Here is a 16,490-nt window from a genome sequence, read left to right as displayed (position 1 = left end):
CTAACATGCAACGGCCAAACGCCAACCCCCAACAGCTACCAAATGGCTTTTCTTATCAAAGAAGTGCCCTCAGTGGACAAAAAAGTCTCGATTTATTTTATTATTTACAGCAAAACCTACCATGGCAACAGCCAGTAACGACGGTTTATGGAAAGACGGGGCCTATTCCAAGGCTACAATGCTTTATTAGTGATAGTAATATTGAATATGGATATTCGCAGAGCAAATTAACGGTAGAGCCGTGGCCAGATGTGCTATTGGCTATGCGAAAACGATTAGAGCGCCATTTACAGCAGCCTTTTAACTCTTTATTGATTAATTACTATCGTGATGGCAATGACACGATGGGGTGGCACAGTGATGATGAAATTGAGCTTGGCGCACAACCCACCATAGTATGTATTTCTCTTGGCGCAGAGCGAGCGTTAAAAATAAAAAATAAAGCGAGTAATAAAGTGAGTGAAATAAAATTACACAGTGGTAGTTGTTTAGTTATGCATGGTGATAGTCAGCGTGATTACCAACATGCAATTGCTAAAAAAACGACATTAATTCATCCCCGTATAAGTTTAACTTTTAGATATATAAAGCAAACTCGTTAACTGTAATTTCGTTAGCCAAGGCGCTTTACAACTTGATATAGTAGAGAGATAAATTAGTTATGAGTGGGTCCTTTATGTCAATGCAAGAACAAATACAAAGCAAAATCGCAGATGCAATAGCTTGTAAGCACCTCAATGTAGTCAATGAAAGCCATATGCACAGCCGTGGTGAAGATTCACACTTTAAAGTGATTGTTGTTAGTGAAGAGTTTAGCGCAATGCGCTTATTGCAGCGTCATAGAAAAATTAATGAAGTGTTAAAAGATGAATTAGCAAATCACATTCATGCATTAGCAATTCACACATTTACACCCGAAGAATTCAGTGAGCAAAGTGGTCAGATTGCTGACTCGCCAAGTTGTTTAGGTGGTTCTAAATTAGATTAATGGTCAGGTTTGACAGTTAATGTTACTGATCAGACCTGTGTTTTTACAATTAGCCTTTAAACTAGCGCTAATTTTTATTGAGATAGATATAGGATGATCAATGGTCATTAAGCCTAAAATTCGCGGATTTATCTGTACAAACGCCCACCCTGTTGGCTGTGCAGAGCATGTACAAGAACAAATTAACTATGTAAAACAACAAGGAGCATTAAAAAATGCACCTAAAAATGTATTAGTTATAGGTGCGTCTACAGGCTATGGTCTAGCGTCACGCATTACAGCTGCGTTTGGCGGTGGTGCCAAAACCCTCGGTATTTTCTTTGAAAAAGAAGGTACTGAGCGCAAGACGGGTTCTGCAGGTTGGTACAACACAGCTGCATTTCAAAATGCAGCGGACGAAGCGGGTCTTTGGTCTAAAAATATTAATGGCGATGCGTTCTCAAACGAAATAAAGCAAAAAGCGATTGATACAATTAAAGCGGACTTAGGTAAAGTTGATTTAGTAATATACAGCCTTGCTTCACCTCGTCGTACAGATCCAAATACCGGTGAAACGTACTCTTCTACGCTTAAACCAATTGGCGATGCAGTAACAACTAAAAACCTTAATACGTCAAAGCGTGAAATTGACGAGATTACAGTCGAAGCGGCAAACCAAGATGATATCGATAACACCATCAAAGTGATGGGCGGTGAAGATTGGGAAATGTGGATTGATGCACTTAAAGAAGCCGACGTACTAGCTGATAATTTCAAGACCAGCGCTTATACCTACATTGGTAAAGAGCTAACATGGCCAATTTACGGTCACGCCACAATTGGTAAAGCAAAAGAAGACTTAGATCGTGCAACCGTGGCTATTAAAGAGTCTACCAAAGCATTAAACGGTGAAGCGTATGTCTCTTCACTTAATGCGGTTGTTACCCAAGCAAGCTCTGCAATCCCAATTATGCCACTGTATATTTCAGCATTATTTAAAGTGATGAAAGCAGATGGCACCTATGAAGGTACGATTGAGCAGATTCACGCTTTATTTACTGAGAATCTATATGGTGATTCACCACGCTTTGATGATGGTGGGCATTTATTCCAAAACTACAAAGAGTTGGAAGATGATGTTCAAGCACGCATTCAAACAGTGTGGGACAGTGTAACCACAGAAACAATCGATGAGTTAACAGATTATGTTGGTTACCATAATGAGTTCTTACGCTTATTTGGGTTTGGTATCGACAGCGTTGATTACGACCAAGATGTAGAGTCTGTTGCACATATTACGAACATGATTGACTAATCTTGTTCGTTATTTAAAAAAGTCGCTACGGCGACTTTTTTAATGCCTGTATTTTATTGTTAGGTTTATTTACAGCGATTTACCGTTTAATTCTCATCCTCACTCGCGAGCAATTGCACTTTGGTCTATATTGAATTTTATTCAAATGTGACTATTGAGCTAAATTACTGCTCCTGTCGTATAAATTTCATATTTCCACTCGCATAGTGACCCTGATTGATGTTAAAATTCGGGCAATATATGTGAGGAGTTTTACTGCGTTGCTTGTTTTGTATCTTAAACAGGCAGTTCTTTGATATCTTGAATTTGCTTGGTAATCAAAATGGCGACGTGGTTGGTACGATTTTTCAGTTTCTTTCCGTTAATGTAGTGCAAGTGCGTATGATCAACATAAAAAAAGGTCTGGACTTACCCATAGAGGGCGCACCTCAGCAAGTTATTCATGATGGCTCTGCCGTCAAACGTGTAGCTGTGCTAGGTGAAGAGTTTATTGGTATGCGTCCAACCATGCATGTTCGTGTGGATGACCAAGTCAAAAAAGGCCAGGTACTTTTTGAAGATAAAAAGAACCCAGGCGTATTATTTACTGCCCCAGCTGCTGGTACAGTAAAAGAAATTAATCGTGGTGCAAAACGTGTGCTGCAATCTGTTGTTATTGAAATAAATGGCAGTGAGCAAATCACCTTTGACTCTTTCAAGGCCGATGATCTTCCTAGCATCGACCGTGAGAAAGCCAAAGAAGTACTTATCCAGTCAGGTCAGTGGACGGCACTTCGTGTTCGCCCATTCAGCAAAGTAGCTGCTGTGGATGCAAATCCTAGCTCTATTTTTGTGACGGCTATCGACACAAACCCTTTAGCTGCAGATCCTGCGGTTATTATTGCCGAGAATGCGCAAGCATTTGAAGCGGGTCTTGCTGTGGTATCTCGTTTGACTGACGGTAAAGTATTTGTTTGTAAACAAGCAGGTAGCCAAGTGCCTAGTTCATCAATTGCTCAAGTAGAAGTACATGAGTTTGGTGGCGTACATCCGGCTGGCCTTGTTGGCACACATATCCATCACTTAGACGCTGTTTCTGCCAGCAAACAAGTTTGGCATATCGGTTACCAAGACGTTATTGCGTATGGTCACCTATTCCTTACTGGTGAAATCAGCACAGACCGTGTTATTTCTCTAGCGGGTCCTCGCGTTAAGAACCCTCGTTTAGTGAAAACTCAACTAGGTGCTTCGCTGGACGATTTAGTAGCGGGTGAATTAGAAGACGGCGATAACCGTGTTATCTCTGGTTCTGTTTTATCTGGTTCTACTTCTGCCGGTCCTCAAGCGTTTTTAGGTCGTTACCATGTTCAAGTATCTGTTTTACTTGAAGGTCGCGAAAAAGAACTGTTTGGTTGGATTCGCCCAGGTAGTGATAAATTCTCTGTAACACGCACTTTCTTGTCTCACCTTACACCAAGTCGTTTATTTAAAATGACTACGTCTACAGGTGGTTCAAAGCGTGCCATGGTGCCAATGGGTAACTATGAGCGTGTTATGCCGTTAGATATTCTTCCAACGCCTTTATTACGTGATCTAATTTCTCGTGATTTAGACGGTGCAATCACATTAGGTGCACTTGAGCTTGATGAAGAAGATTTAGCGTTATGTACCTTCGTTTGTCCAGGTAAATACGAGTATGGTTCAATCCTACGCGATTGCTTGACTACAATCGAGAAAGAGGGCTAGAGAGATGGGTTTAAAGAAATTTCTTGAAGATATCGAGCCGCATTTTGAAGCCGGTGGTAAACATGAAAAGTGGTATGCCCTGTATGAAGCAGCAGCAACTATTTTTTACACCCCTGGTTATGTAAATAAAGGCGCGACACACGTACGCGATAACATCGACCTAAAACGCATGATGATTTTAGTGTGGATGGCAACATTCCCAGCGATGTTTTTTGGTATGTTCAATATCGGTCATCAGGCCGCCGGTGCATTAGCGCAAGGTTTTGAACTAGCAAATTCTTGGCAAGTTGGTCTGTTCCAGATGTTTGGTGGTACGTTAACCGCTGAATCTGGCTGGGGCGCTAAGATGTTCTACGGGGCATGTTTCTTCTTGCCTATATACGCAGTGACATTTGCCGTGGGTGGTTTTTGGGAAGTGTTGTTCGCTTCAGTGCGTAAGCATGAAGTTAACGAAGGTTTCTTCGTAACCTCAGTATTGTTTGCACTTATTCTTCCTGCAACTATTCCATTGTGGCAAGTTGCGTTGGGTATCACGTTCGGTGTTGTAATCGCTAAAGAAATCTTTGGTGGTACTGGCCGTAACTTCCTAAACCCTGCGCTTGCTGGTCGTGCGTTTTTATTCTTCGCATACCCTGCACAAATTTCAGGTGACACAGTATGGACAGCAGTGGACTCGTTCTCTGGTGCAACTATGCTAGGTCAAGCGTTTGTTGGCTCTCTTGATTACAGCAACATGGCTCTTTGGTGGGATGCGTTTTACGGTTTCATTCAAGGTTCAGTAGGTGAAACATCTACCCTTGCAGTGATGATCGGTGGCTTGTTCTTAATCTATGTTCGAATTGCTTCATGGCGCATCGTGCTAGGTGTATTCCTAGGTATGGTTGCAACTGCATTCTTATTAAATGCAATTGGTTCAAACACTAACCCTGTATTTGCAATGCCTTGGCATTGGCACTTAGTGTTGGGTGGTTTTGCCTTTGGTATGTTCTTCATGGCGACAGACCCTGTGTCTGCGGCATTTACAGACAAAGCAAAATTCGCATATGGCGCACTGATTGGTGTGATGGTAGTAATGATTCGTGTAGTAAACCCTGCTTTCCCTGAAGGCATGATGCTAGCAATCTTGTTTGCTAACTTATTTGCTCCATTATTCGATCACTTTGTAGTGCAAGCTAATATCAAGCGGAGGTTGGCACGTAATGTCTAGTAATAACGAATCAATCGGCAAAACGCTAACCGTTGTTGTAGCACTATGTTTAGTGTGTGCAATCATCGTATCGTTTGCTTCAGTTCAGCTTCGCCCTTTACAGCAAGCTAACAAAACACAAGATATTCAAAAGAATATCTTGGCAGCAGCAGAAATTGAAAACGCAGGTACTGTATCTGAAACATTTAACGCTAAAATTGAAGCGCGTGTTGTAGACATGGATACGGGTGAATTTGTTGAAGGTGCTGATCCAACTACTTTTGATTTTGAGAAAACAAAATTTGACCAAGCTAGAAGCTTTGCGTTGAAAGAAGAGGGTATCAAAGACATCGCGGGTATCCAGCGTATGACTAAGAATTCTCCTGTTTACATCTCGAAAAAAGCAGACGGTACTACTGATGCTATCATTTTACCAATTCAAGGTTACGGCCTTTGGGGTGTAATGTATGGTTTCTTAGCGCTAGAGAATGATGGTGAAACAGTTAAGAACATTAACTTTTTCAAGCATAATGAAACTCCGGGTCTAGGTGGTGAAATCCAAAACCCTCAGTGGACTGCTCAATGGCAAGGTAAAGAGTTACCAATCAACATTGTGAAAAGCGGCGCAACCAATGAGCATCAAATTGATGGTCTATCGGGTGCTACTTTGACGTCTAACGGTGTTGAATACACAGTTGACTTTTGGACTGGCGAAAACGGCTTTGGTCCTTTCCTTGCGAAAGTACGTGAAGGAGCGTTGAAATAATGGCTGATACTAAAGAAATGAAGTCGGTCCTATTTGGCCCGGTATTCGCAAATAACCCAATCGCGCTACAAGTACTTGGTGTTTGTTCTGCGCTTGCAGTTACGTCGAGCTTAAAAAATGCATTAATCATGTCAATCGCATTGACTTTGGTAACAGCGTTCTCAAGCTTATTTATCTCTATGATCCGTAACCAGATCCCATCATCTGTGCGTATTATCGTGCAAATGACTATCATCGCATCATTGGTAATCGTTGTTGATCAAGTGTTACAAGCCTTCTCTTATGCTACGGCAAAAGAGTTGTCGGTATTCGTTGGTCTAATTATTACTAACTGTATCGTAATGGGTCGTGCAGAAGCATATGCAATGAAATCACCACCTATCATGTCATTCCTTGATGGCATCGGTAATGGTTTAGGTTATTCAGTAGTGTTACTGACTGTTGGCTTTATTCGTGAGCTATTTGGTAAAGGTACATTGTTTGGCGCTGACATCATCCCACTTGTACAAGATGGTGGTTGGTATCAACCTATGGGTCTATTGATTTTACCACCTAGCGCATTCTTCATCATTGGTTTATTCATTTGGGTACTTCGTACTTATAAGAAAGACCAAGTAGAAGCGAAAGGATAAGGGGCAGACAATGGAACATTATATTAGTTTATTCGTAAAAGCGGTTTTCATTGAAAACTTAGCTTTAGCCTTCTTCCTAGGTATGTGTACTTTCCTTGCTGTATCAAAGAAAGTAACAACGTCAATCGGCCTAGGTGTGGCAGTTATCGTGGTATTGGGTATTTCAGTACCAGTTAATAACTTGGTTTACCATGCGGTTCTTGCACCAGGCTCACTTGAGTGGCTTGGTTACCCAGAAGCAGATCTTAGCTTTTTACGTTTCTTAACTTTCATCGGTGTTATCGCAGCATTGGTACAAATCTTAGAAATGGCATTGGATAAGTTCTTCCCTGCACTCTATAACGCCTTAGGTATCTTCTTACCGTTGATCACAGTTAACTGTGCAATCTTCGGTGCGGTAGCTTTCATGGTAGAGCGTAACTATAACTTCGGTGAATCTGTGGTTTATGGTATTGGTTCTGGTGTAGGTTGGGCGCTAGCAATAACATTACTTGCTGGTATTCGTGAGAAAATGAAGTACTCAGACGTGCCTGACGGCCTTCGTGGTTTAGGTATTACCTTCATCACAGTTGGCTTGATGGGTCTTGGCTTTATGTCATTCTCTGGTATTTCACTTTAATAGGTCGCGAGGATAAATCATGAGTTATGAGATTTTCTTAGGCGTTGGTGTTTTCATCGCTATCGTTGTAATACTTGTTTTAGTCATCATTGGTGCTAAATCTAAGCTAGTTGCAAGCGGTGATATCATTATCGGCGTAAATGGCGATCCAGATAAAGCCATTAAAACATCTGCAGGTAGTAAGCTATTAGGTGCACTATCTGAATCAGGTATTTTCGTTTCATCTGCATGTGGTGGCGGTGGCTCTTGTGGTCAGTGTCGTGTACACATCAAAGAAGGTGGCGGCGATATCTTACCAACAGAGCTTGATCACATTTCTAAAGGCGAGGCCCGTGAAGGTTGTCGCTTAGCGTGTCAGGTAAATGTTAAAACTGACATGGAAATTGAACTTGAAGAGTCAATTTTCGGTGTTAAAAAATGGGATTGTGAAGTTATCTCTAATGATAACAAAGCAACGTTCATTAAAGAACTTGTGCTACAAATTCCAGATGGCGAGTCAGTACCGTTCCGTGCCGGTGGTTATATTCAGATTGAAGCCCCAGCGCATCACGTTAAATATGCTGATTTCGATGTACCAGAAGAGTACCGTGGCGATTGGGATCATTTTGGTTTCTTCAACCTAGAGTCAAAAGTAGACGAAGAAACAATTCGTGCTTACTCAATGGCTAACTATCCGGAAGAAGAAGGCATCATTATGCTTAACGTGCGTATTGCTGCTCCACCGCCAAGAGATTTAAGCTTACCTTGTGGTAAAATGTCATCGTACATTTGGTCACTAAAACAAGGTGATAAAGTAACTATCTCAGGTCCATTTGGTGAGTTCTTTGCAAAAGATACTGACGCTGAAATGGTATTCGTAGGTGGTGGTGCTGGTATGGCGCCAATGCGTTCACATATCTTTGACCAACTTAAACGCTTAAACTCTAAGCGTAAGATGAGCTTTTGGTATGGTGCACGTTCTAAACGTGAAATGTTCTACGTAGAAGACTTTGACGGCCTAGCAGCCGAAAACGACAACTTCGTATGGCATACAGCGCTTTCAGATCCACAACCTGAAGATAACTGGGAAGGCTATACTGGCTTCATCCATAACGTGTTATTTGAGAACTATCTTAAAGATCACGAAGCGCCAGAAGATTGTGAGTTCTACATGTGTGGTCCTCCAATGATGAACGCAGCTGTTATCACAATGTTGAAAGACTTAGGTGTTGAAGACGAAAATATCTTACTAGATGATTTCGGTGGCTAACACTGATACCAAAACACATTAGTTTTGGTTAGAATATCAGCCTCGTAACAATGATTGTTACGAGGCTTTTTTATTTCCAATTTTAAGTAGGCTGCCATGAATAAAGTATTTCACCCGCAGGCATTTGTTGCCTTTTTATTTATTTTTATCACTCTATTCATATCAGGTTGTGGCCAAAGCGATGAGCCTAAAGAGCTCTACCTTGAAGGCCGAACCATGGGCACGACTTATCACATCAAAGCATATGCAAAACAAGATAAGTTAGACTCGCTTAATTTACTCCCTGAAGTTAATCAATTGCTTAAAGATGTAAATCAATCTATGTCGACTTATATTAAAGATTCAGAAATAAATAACTTCAATCGCATACCAGCAGGCCAAGTTATGCCGATTAGCGCAGACTTTAGAGCGGTTGTAGCAGAGTCTATTCGTTTAGGTGAATCAACAAAAACGTTAGATGTAACCATGGGTCCGTTAATTGATTTATGGGGATTTGGTCCTGATAAAAAACCAACTAAACGCCCAACGGATGAAGCATTAGCTAGCATGGTTGCTAACATAGGTGTTGATAAACTAAAACTGACTGAGCAGGGTTTAGCAAAAACGATTGATGGCTTAGAGCTTTCGTTTTCCGCAACTGCAAAAGGGTACGGTATTGATAAGGTGGCTGAATTACTTGAAAGACACGGTATAACTGATTACATGGTTGAAATAGGCGGTGAGCTGCGTATTTCTGGTAAAAAGCCGAATGCTAAAGAGTGGCGTATCGCTATTGAGCAACCTGACGCCGAGCCGGGTACGCGAAAGGTGCACCGTATTTTAGCGCCAGGTAATAATGGTATGGCTACATCGGGTGATTACCGCATTTTTTATGAAATGGATGGTGTGACTTACAGCCACTTAATTGACCCTGTCACAGGTATGCCAACCCGACATGATTTGGTATCGGTTACTGTATTGCACCCCTCAGCGATGACAGCTGATGGGCTTGCTACTGCATTGACTATTATGGGCATGAATAAAGCCCAAGCCTATGCAGAAAAGAATGACTTAGCGGTCTATCTAATAGCTAAATCGAAGGATGGTTTAGTGACTTATTCGAGCCCAGCATTTAAACCCTATTTGTAGCCAAGCGCAAAGCGGTTTATAATACACACAGCTCAGTATTGATTGAGCGTTATTTTATTGCTGAACAACAGGGGCTAAGCAATGTCACTTTTTCTTCTTACTTTTGGTTTACTAATATTAATTGTCGCAGCAATGGCAATTGGCATGATAATGCAGAAAAAATCTATGGCTAGCAGCTGTGGTGGTCTAGGCTCAGTAGGTATTGATAAAGCCTGCGATTGTGACGATCCATGTGACAAGCGTAAAAAGCGCATGGCAAAAGAGCAGATTTGGAAAGAAAACCAAATCTTATAAGCTCAAAATTATTTTATAAAAAGCGCCTATTGGCGCTTTTTTTGTCCTTTTTAAAGTGATAACCCATGCAGCCTTTTTCAACTAAAGTGTATTTTTTACGTCACGGTGAGCTTGAGCAGCAAAATGTATTAGCTGGGCGTAGCGACTTTGAGTTGAGCAAAAAGGGTGTTCAGCAGTTAGAAGATGCAGTTGTTGGGCTTTGCGATATCACCACTGTAACAAGCTCTCCCTTGAAGCGTTGTAAACTATTTGCTCAACAGCTAGCAAATACTCGCCAACTCCCACTCAATATAGACAGTACAATTGCAGAGTATGATTTTGGTGATTGGGATGGGCAAAGCTATGAAGCGCTTTGGCAGCAAAGTAGTTCACCGACAATTGGGGATTTTTGGCAAAACCCTTGGCAAATTACTCCGCCTAATGGCGAATCCATGAACGCGTTTTATAGTCGAGTTGAAACGTGGTGGCAGCAATTGTTAGCGACAATAACGACACAAAATACAGGTGCACATTTGGTAATAACCCACGCTGGCGTTATTAAACAAATATTAGCATTTGTTTGTCAGCTCCCGCGTGAATCTCTTATTAGCCAAAATGTGTTTTCAATCCCTTATGCTGGTCTTATTTGTGTTGATGTTTTCATTGATGAACAAGGTGAAGCTTGGCCTAAAATTGTTTTTTAGTATGATTTTAGCCATCTAGAAAGATATTAATTGAAATATAAACTCACCCGCCCATAATAGGGGGGTATTTAGGAATGAGGTGAAAATCCTCAGCTGTTCCCGCAACTGTAAGCCACATTAGTGATAAGTCAGATACTAAATGCGTTTAATATTTTTGATTCATTGAGCGGGTAAACTCACTTATTTCACATGCATTTTGCGTGTGTCTATTGTATTGGGTTTTGCGCATGCTAGCAGAGATTAACATTGCAGACACCAATACCACTTCTAACAGTCAATAAACTATCTTGGGCTGTTGCTAATATACCCATTTTGAAAAATATAAATATCAGCATCGAACAAGGTAAATTTATAGGATTACTTGGACCTAATGGGGCAGGTAAATCGAGTTTATTGCGTTGTCTTTATCGGTTTAATAAACCAACATGTGGCCAAGTGCTTCTTGAGTCACATGATATTTGGCAATTAAGCGCTGACGATTTTGCCAAGCGAGTTGCAGTGGTTTTGCAAGAAACTCCCTCGCAATTTAATTTATCTTTGTATGATGTAGTAAGTCTTGGGCTTACTCCACATAAACGCCTTTTTAGTGGCACTACAAATAAAGATAAGCAGCTAATTCACCAAGCGATTGAGCAAGTAAGTTTAACAGAGCACGCTAACCAAACATTCGATTCGCTCTCTGGTGGTGAAAAACAGCGAGCTTTAATAGCGCGTGCTATAGTGCAAAGGCCGCAGCTTTTGATCATGGATGAGCCAACCAGTCACCTTGATGTAAAATATCAAATTCAATTAATGGAATTAGCTAAATCACTCGGTGTCACTGTGTTGGCATCGTTTCATGATTTAAATTTAGCGGCCAGCATGTGTGATGAGCTATTAGTGATAGATCACGGCGAAATAGTGGAATCTGGCACTCCTGAGCAGGTTATAACAGAGAAAATGCTCAGCGATGTATTTGGTGTGTGCGCGCAAATTACTATGCATCCGCAAAGTGTTGAGCGAGTAATTCCCCATATAACGTATTTTTATGGTTATCAATCAGGAGAGCATCATGCCACTGAAAAGTAACCTAGCATTATTGCTAACCCTCGTGTTAAGCATGCTCAGTATTTTTGCAGCGTTGAGCTTTGGTGCAGCCCCCAGCAAGTTTATTGATGTTTACTACAGTGTAATTGGACAGTGGTTTGGCCAAGGGAGTGATTCCTTTCTGGAGCGAATCATTTGGCAGTTACGTTTTCCCCGTACTTTATTAGCATTCCTAGCTGGCTCAGGACTCGCTATTGCAGGGCTGATTTTACAAACCGTAACCCGCAACCCGCTAGCGGATCCTTATTTGTTTGGCATTTCATCAGGCGCTTCCTTCGGCGTGGTCTGCTTTATCACGTTTACGGGTATTAGTGCTGGTTTTTCAATGTCTCTGGCTGCCTTTGTGGGTAGCATGTTGACCATGTTTTTACTGGTATTTATTGCTGGGCGTAGAGCTTCTGCTCAGGTTGAAACAATGCTATTAGCTGGGGTTGCATTGTCATTTTTATTTAGTGCGTTTACTAGTCTGCTGCTTTATTTTAGCGATCCACAAGCTATCACCGCGATTTTATTTTGGACGTTGGGAAGTTTTGCTCGTGCGCAATGGCAAGCTCTTTGGTTGCCAGCTTTAGTCATCATCAGCTGTATGGTTCTATTAATGAGTTTTAGGCGTCAACTCAATGCCATGTTGTTAGGTGATGAAAGCGCCGCGACCTTGGGTATTCCAGTGCAGCGCTTTCGCTTATTAATATTGCTGTTAAGTTCATTGATCACTGCCGTGCTAGTCGCATTATGCGGTGGAATTGGCTTTGTAGGCTTAATGATCCCACACATAGTGCGATTTTTTGTATCTCAAGGAACCTTAACAGGCCTTGCGATGACTGCACTCGTTGGCGGTACATTTATGGTCTGGGTAGATGTACTCTCGCGTATTGTGATGAGCAACCAAGAACTACCAATCGGGGTGATCACCTCAGCTATCGGCAGTGTGTTCTTTTTATCTTTATTGTGTTTTCGTAAAAAGGTGTATCAATAATGTATTCTATTAAACCACTCAACACGCAATTTGATACGCTGATCAGCGATAAAATAAATCAAAAAACTAAACCGCTTGGCGCACTGGGTCTACTTGAACCACTTGCACAGCAATTGGTAACTATTTTTAGTCAAAACATTGCTACGCAAAATGGTTTTTTAGATTTTCAACCAGCGATAAACCAGCCCACATTAATCGTGTTTGCCGGCGACCATGGTGTTGCAGCGCAAGGTGTGTCTATTGCCCCCAGTGAAGTTACAGCACAAATGGTCGCTAATTTTGCTGCGGGCGGCGCGGCAATTAATGTGTTTTGCAACCAGCTAGGCTGGCAGCTAGAAGTGGTTGATTGCGGTACTTTAACTAAGCTACCTAATGCGGGTATTCGTGATTGCCGTCTGGGGGATATAACCGAGCCATTGAATCAACAAAGGGCTATGAGTATCGATCAGGTACAGCAAGGTTTTAGTAATGCAAAACAACTTGTACTAGAGCTGAAAAAGAGAGGCTGTAATACCCTCGCCTTGGGTGAGATGGGCATAGGCAATACCACCAGTGCAGCCGCGATTATGGCAGCTATGCTTGAACTCCCTGCCAGTGAATGCGTGGGTAAAGGGACTGGTGTAAGTGATGAGGTGGTTGCGCGCAAAGTAAAGGTTGTGGAGCAAGCACTGTTTTTACACAAAACTCAACTAGATAACCCAGTCACATTACTTGGTGCAGTGGGTGGCTTTGAAATTGTGCATATTGTGGGGGCTATGCTTAGCGCTGCTGAACAACACATTGTGGTACTGGTCGATGGCTTTATTTGTACCGCAGCGGCATTAGTCGCGATTGCAATTAACCCCAATGTAAAAGCTTATTTAATTTTTGCCCATAGCTCAAACGAGCAAGGCCATAGCAAAATGTTGGCCCATTTAGAGGTTAATCCATTACTACAATTAGATTTGCGTTTAGGGGAGGGCACCGGCGCTGCATTAAGCTTACCCTTGCTACAGAGTGCACTGGGTTTTTATAACAAAATGGCAAGTTTTGCCGACGCCGCTGTAGATGATGTGGTGTAAGCGATGACCCAAGCACGTATCACGCAATGGCAATTGCTCCAATTAGCGGTTAGCTTTTTAACCCGCATCCCGGTAAAGCTTTGTTTTGAGGTAACGTCTCAGCACTTAAATCAAGCCAGCCGCTACTTTGCGTTAGTAGGCTTAGGGCTTGGTTTAGTACATGCTTTGTTGTTTTATTGCCTGCAATTTATATTACCTGCTTCATTGTGTGTGCTGTTAGTAATGGCACTTAGCTTACTCATCACAGGCGCATTTCATGAAGATGGCTGGGCTGATGTATGGGATGGCTTTGGTGGTGGCTGGCAGGTATCGCAAAAGCTTAATATTATGAAAGACAGTCGTTTAGGTACATACGGCGCGGCGGCACTCATTATTATACTAGTGCTGAAGTACCAAAGCTTAGTGATATTAAGTGAAAAGATTGGTGTGTTGTTATTTGCTATCATTGCAGGACAATGCTTGAGCCGTGTCGTTGCGACCAGTATCATTTTTAGCATGGATTATGTCAGCGAAGATGCCAGCGCAAAAGTAAAACCATTGGCTATGCATTTATCTAAAATCAGCTTAGTCACTTTATTATTAACGGCTGTGTTTTTATTTGCCATTACGTTGAAGTTTCAGCTAGTCACTTGGCAGACACTAGTAATAATAACCCTGATTTTAGTATTCGTACGTTTGATGGTTATGCATTGGTTTAAACGCCAATTAGGCGGTTATACCGGTGATTGCTTAGGGGCAGCGCAGCAGCTTAGTGAGGTGAGTATTTATATAACCCTCATTGCTATAATGACGAGTACCGCTCAATGAAACCTAAACATACCTTAATCCTTGGTGGCGCCCGCAGTGGCAAAAGCCGCTTTGCAGAGCAGTTAGCAACAAACAGCCAGCAACCCGTAATATACATTGCTACTGCACAAGGCCATGACAATGAAATGCAAGCGCGTATTCATCGTCATCAGCAGCAGCGCCCAGCACACTGGAAGCTCATTGAAGAGCCAATTGCGCTTGCAGATGCACTCAAAACACATAGCAAAGCTGATAACTGCATTTTAGTTGATTGCCTTACACTGTGGCTTAGTAATTGTTTATGTCAGGATAATAACTGCTGGTCGCAGCAAAAACAGGCATTGCTTGAAGTGCTGAACACGCTTCCTGGGCCGGTTATTTTTGTCAGTAACGAAGTGGGGCATGGCATTGTGCCGCTTGGGCAATTAAGCCGTGACTTTGTTGATGAGTCAGGCTGGTTGCATCAGGCAATAGCTGCAGAGGTTGCTCGGGTTGAATTTATAATGGCAGGCTTGCCACTCACTTTAAAAAGTAATCAATGATGAAAACAATAATGGTCCAAGGCACCACATCCGATGCCGGTAAAAGCACACTTGTTGCTGCTTTGTGCCGAGTGTTTGCAGAGCAAGGTGTAAGCGTTGCGCCGTTTAAGCCACAAAACATGGCACTTAATAGCGCTGTAACCGAGGACGGCGGCGAAATAGGCCGTGCTCAGGCGCTACAAGCAATCGCGGCAAAAGTTGCTCCAAGAATCGATTTTAATCCGGTACTGCTTAAACCTAATAGTGATACGGGTGCCCAAGTGATCATTCATGGTAAAGCGATTAGCAACATGGAAGCGGGCGCATATCACGATTATAAAAAAGTCGCGATGGATGCTGTGCTCACCTCACAAAAAAGATTAAGTAAAGAATTTGAGCTGCTCGTTGTTGAAGGGGCGGGGAGTCCCGCAGAAATCAACCTTCGTGCTGGTGATATCGCCAATATGGGTTATGCCGAAGCGGTGGACTGCCCTGTTATTATTATTGCCGATATTGATAAAGGCGGCGTTTTTGCTCACTTAGTGGGTACCTTGGCATTGCTCAGTGAGTCAGAGCAAGCACGCGTGAAAGGCTTTGTGATCAACCGTTTTCGCGGTGATATTGCACTGCTACAAGGTGGTCTTGATTGGCTCGAAGAGTACACGGGCAAACCCGTGCTAGGCGTATTACCTTATCTGCATGATCTGGCCTTAGATGCAGAAGATGCGGTTGCTATTGATAACACTGTAACGCAAGCCAAAGTGAGTATTGCGGTGTTATTGTTGCCGCATATTAGTAACCATACCGATTTTGATGCATTGCGGCTAAACCCGCAAATAAATATAAACTACGTGCGCCACACACAGGCTATCCCCAATGTTGATCTAATAATTATTCCTGGCAGTAAAAATGTCATCAGTGATTTAGCCTTTTTAAAAAATGAAGGCTGGGAAGAGCAAATTAAGCGCCACCTTCGCTATGGCGGAAAAGTACTGGGTATTTGCGGCGGCTTACAAATGTTAGGCACTGATATTTACGACCCTGCGGGAGTGGAGTCAAGCACTCAGCACTGTAAAGGGCTAGCACTGGGTGACTTTACAACTCAATTAGGCGTTGAAAAAGTATTGACGCAAGCATCGGCTGTTATGTATTTGAATGGCGGTGAAGCCCAAGTAACGGGGTATGAAATTCACGCTGGCCAAAGCCGTGGCCCTGCACTTGAACAGCCTTTGCTAAAATTTACCACACACCCACAAAGTGTGACACATGATGGTTTTGTATCTAGTGACAACAGCATAGCAGGTACTTACTTACATAGCCTGTTTGATAGCAGTGCAGCAAGCCAGCTGATACTAGACTGGGTGTTACCAAGCAGTGGTATAGAACAGCATATAGATATAAACACACATCGCGAACAGCAACTAACGCGCTTAGCTGATATGTGCAAACAACATTTAGATATTCCACAAATTACTAAAATTTACCAAAACTGGTAA

18 protein-coding genes and 1 riboswitch are annotated in these 16,490 nt (G+C 42.3%); all 18 genes read left to right on the top strand.

Annotated elements, in window-relative coordinates; translation table 11 throughout:
* Positions 1-5: 5 nt before the first annotated feature.
* The 18 genes from CSC79_RS05750 (at position 6) to CSC79_RS05665 (ending at position 16,490) form a co-directional block, all read left to right on the top strand.
* Entirely contained in the window at positions 6-602 is a 597-nt protein-coding gene (locus CSC79_RS05750; protein WP_099294885.1) for an alpha-ketoglutarate-dependent dioxygenase AlkB, read from the top strand.
* Positions 603-676: 74 nt separating this feature from the next.
* Positions 677-988 (top strand): BolA family protein, encoded by a 312-nt coding sequence (locus CSC79_RS05745; RefSeq protein WP_099294884.1) that lies wholly within the window; start codon positions 677-679, stop codon positions 986-988.
* A gap of 100 nt (positions 989-1,088) precedes the next feature.
* On the top strand, positions 1,089-2,282 hold the full coding sequence (gene fabV / locus CSC79_RS05740; RefSeq protein ID WP_099294883.1) for an enoyl-ACP reductase FabV: 1,194 nt from the start codon (positions 1,089-1,091) through the stop codon (positions 2,280-2,282).
* Positions 2,283-2,663: 381 nt separating this feature from the next.
* Positions 2,664-4,007, top strand: a complete 1,344-nt coding sequence (locus tag CSC79_RS05735) for a Na(+)-translocating NADH-quinone reductase subunit A (RefSeq protein WP_099295067.1) — start codon at positions 2,664-2,666, stop codon at positions 4,005-4,007.
* A 4-nt stretch (positions 4,008-4,011) separates the two neighbouring features.
* On the top strand, positions 4,012-5,214 hold the full coding sequence (locus CSC79_RS05730; protein ID WP_099294882.1) for an NADH:ubiquinone reductase (Na(+)-transporting) subunit B: 1,203 nt from the start codon (positions 4,012-4,014) through the stop codon (positions 5,212-5,214).
* Positions 5,207-5,959: a Na(+)-translocating NADH-quinone reductase subunit C gene (locus CSC79_RS05725; RefSeq protein ID WP_099294881.1), complete on the top strand. Its 753-nt coding sequence runs from the start codon at positions 5,207-5,209 to the stop codon at positions 5,957-5,959. Before CSC79_RS05730 ends, CSC79_RS05725 begins: the two co-directional genes overlap by 8 nt.
* On the top strand, positions 5,959-6,591 hold the full coding sequence (locus CSC79_RS05720; protein ID WP_099294880.1) for an NADH:ubiquinone reductase (Na(+)-transporting) subunit D: 633 nt from the start codon (positions 5,959-5,961) through the stop codon (positions 6,589-6,591). The genes CSC79_RS05725 and CSC79_RS05720 overlap by 1 nt, the downstream gene beginning before the upstream one ends.
* A gap of 10 nt (positions 6,592-6,601) precedes the next feature.
* The gene (nqrE, locus tag CSC79_RS05715) at positions 6,602-7,210 is read left to right on the top strand and encodes an NADH:ubiquinone reductase (Na(+)-transporting) subunit E (RefSeq protein WP_058560140.1); all 609 of its coding nucleotides are present in this window, start codon (positions 6,602-6,604) and stop codon (positions 7,208-7,210) included.
* A gap of 19 nt (positions 7,211-7,229) precedes the next feature.
* Positions 7,230-8,459, top strand: coding sequence for an NADH:ubiquinone reductase (Na(+)-transporting) subunit F (nqrF, locus tag CSC79_RS05710; protein ID WP_099294879.1), 1,230 nt, complete (start codon positions 7,230-7,232; stop codon positions 8,457-8,459).
* Between the two features lie 96 nt (positions 8,460-8,555).
* On the top strand, positions 8,556-9,587 hold the full coding sequence (locus CSC79_RS05705; protein WP_099294878.1) for an FAD:protein FMN transferase: 1,032 nt from the start codon (positions 8,556-8,558) through the stop codon (positions 9,585-9,587).
* An 81-nt stretch (positions 9,588-9,668) separates the two neighbouring features.
* The gene (nqrM, locus tag CSC79_RS05700; protein WP_099294877.1) at positions 9,669-9,881 is read left to right on the top strand and encodes a (Na+)-NQR maturation NqrM; all 213 of its coding nucleotides are present in this window, start codon (positions 9,669-9,671) and stop codon (positions 9,879-9,881) included.
* Positions 9,882-9,946: 65 nt separating this feature from the next.
* The gene (locus CSC79_RS05695; RefSeq protein WP_099294876.1) at positions 9,947-10,564 is read left to right on the top strand and encodes a histidine phosphatase family protein; all 618 of its coding nucleotides are present in this window, start codon (positions 9,947-9,949) and stop codon (positions 10,562-10,564) included.
* Positions 10,565-10,591: 27 nt separating this feature from the next.
* Positions 10,592-10,723: riboswitch (cobalamin riboswitch) on the top strand.
* A gap of 87 nt (positions 10,724-10,810) precedes the next feature.
* The gene (locus CSC79_RS05690; protein WP_099294875.1) at positions 10,811-11,632 is read left to right on the top strand and encodes an ABC transporter ATP-binding protein; all 822 of its coding nucleotides are present in this window, start codon (positions 10,811-10,813) and stop codon (positions 11,630-11,632) included.
* Positions 11,616-12,626, top strand: coding sequence for an iron ABC transporter permease (locus CSC79_RS05685; RefSeq protein ID WP_237113970.1), 1,011 nt, complete (start codon positions 11,616-11,618; stop codon positions 12,624-12,626). The genes CSC79_RS05690 and CSC79_RS05685 overlap by 17 nt, the downstream gene beginning before the upstream one ends.
* On the top strand, positions 12,626-13,687 hold the full coding sequence (gene cobT / locus CSC79_RS05680) for a nicotinate-nucleotide--dimethylbenzimidazole phosphoribosyltransferase (protein ID WP_099294873.1): 1,062 nt from the start codon (positions 12,626-12,628) through the stop codon (positions 13,685-13,687). The genes CSC79_RS05685 and cobT overlap by 1 nt, the downstream gene beginning before the upstream one ends.
* Positions 13,688-13,690: 3 nt before the next feature.
* Complete coding sequence (locus CSC79_RS05675) at positions 13,691-14,494, top strand: adenosylcobinamide-GDP ribazoletransferase (RefSeq protein ID WP_099294872.1); 804 nt, start codon at positions 13,691-13,693, stop codon at positions 14,492-14,494.
* A complete protein-coding gene (cobU, locus tag CSC79_RS05670) occupies positions 14,491-15,015 on the top strand; it encodes a bifunctional adenosylcobinamide kinase/adenosylcobinamide-phosphate guanylyltransferase (protein WP_099294871.1) in 525 nt (174 codons plus the stop codon). Before CSC79_RS05675 ends, cobU begins: the two co-directional genes overlap by 4 nt.
* The gene (locus tag CSC79_RS05665; RefSeq protein WP_099294870.1) at positions 15,015-16,490 is read left to right on the top strand and encodes a cobyric acid synthase; all 1,476 of its coding nucleotides are present in this window, start codon (positions 15,015-15,017) and stop codon (positions 16,488-16,490) included. The genes cobU and CSC79_RS05665 overlap by 1 nt, the downstream gene beginning before the upstream one ends.

This window comes from Pseudoalteromonas sp. 3D05, from assembly GCF_002723455.1.
Classification (GTDB): domain Bacteria; phylum Pseudomonadota; class Gammaproteobacteria; order Enterobacterales; family Alteromonadaceae; genus Pseudoalteromonas.
Note: the sequence above shows the minus strand (reverse complement) of the source record. Positions and strands in the feature narration are given on the sequence as shown.

What these genes read in the sequence shown, in the direction of transcription:
- CSC79_RS05750 (WP_099294885.1), top strand. Translation starts at nt 6, where the DNA reads ATGCAACGGCCAAACGCCAACCCCCAACAGCTACCAAATGGCTTTTCT.
- CSC79_RS05745 (WP_099294884.1), top strand. Translation starts at nt 677, where the DNA reads ATGTCAATGCAAGAACAAATACAAAGCAAAATCGCAGATGCAATAGCT.
- fabV (WP_099294883.1), top strand. Translation starts at nt 1,089, where the DNA reads ATGGTCATTAAGCCTAAAATTCGCGGATTTATCTGTACAAACGCCCAC.
- CSC79_RS05735 (WP_099295067.1), top strand. Translation starts at nt 2,664, where the DNA reads ATGATCAACATAAAAAAAGGTCTGGACTTACCCATAGAGGGCGCACCT.
- CSC79_RS05730 (WP_099294882.1), top strand. Translation starts at nt 4,012, where the DNA reads ATGGGTTTAAAGAAATTTCTTGAAGATATCGAGCCGCATTTTGAAGCC.
- CSC79_RS05725 (WP_099294881.1), top strand. Translation starts at nt 5,207, where the DNA reads ATGTCTAGTAATAACGAATCAATCGGCAAAACGCTAACCGTTGTTGTA.
- CSC79_RS05720 (WP_099294880.1), top strand. Translation starts at nt 5,959, where the DNA reads ATGGCTGATACTAAAGAAATGAAGTCGGTCCTATTTGGCCCGGTATTC.
- nqrE (WP_058560140.1), top strand. Translation starts at nt 6,602, where the DNA reads ATGGAACATTATATTAGTTTATTCGTAAAAGCGGTTTTCATTGAAAAC.
- nqrF (WP_099294879.1), top strand. Translation starts at nt 7,230, where the DNA reads ATGAGTTATGAGATTTTCTTAGGCGTTGGTGTTTTCATCGCTATCGTT.
- CSC79_RS05705 (WP_099294878.1), top strand. Translation starts at nt 8,556, where the DNA reads ATGAATAAAGTATTTCACCCGCAGGCATTTGTTGCCTTTTTATTTATT.
- nqrM (WP_099294877.1), top strand. Translation starts at nt 9,669, where the DNA reads ATGTCACTTTTTCTTCTTACTTTTGGTTTACTAATATTAATTGTCGCA.
- CSC79_RS05695 (WP_099294876.1), top strand. Translation starts at nt 9,947, where the DNA reads ATGCAGCCTTTTTCAACTAAAGTGTATTTTTTACGTCACGGTGAGCTT.
- CSC79_RS05685 (WP_237113970.1), top strand. Translation starts at nt 11,616, where the DNA reads ATGCCACTGAAAAGTAACCTAGCATTATTGCTAACCCTCGTGTTAAGC.
- cobT (WP_099294873.1), top strand. Translation starts at nt 12,626, where the DNA reads ATGTATTCTATTAAACCACTCAACACGCAATTTGATACGCTGATCAGC.
- CSC79_RS05675 (WP_099294872.1), top strand. Translation starts at nt 13,691, where the DNA reads ATGACCCAAGCACGTATCACGCAATGGCAATTGCTCCAATTAGCGGTT.
- cobU (WP_099294871.1), top strand. Translation starts at nt 14,491, where the DNA reads ATGAAACCTAAACATACCTTAATCCTTGGTGGCGCCCGCAGTGGCAAA.
- CSC79_RS05665 (WP_099294870.1), top strand. Translation starts at nt 15,015, where the DNA reads ATGAAAACAATAATGGTCCAAGGCACCACATCCGATGCCGGTAAAAGC.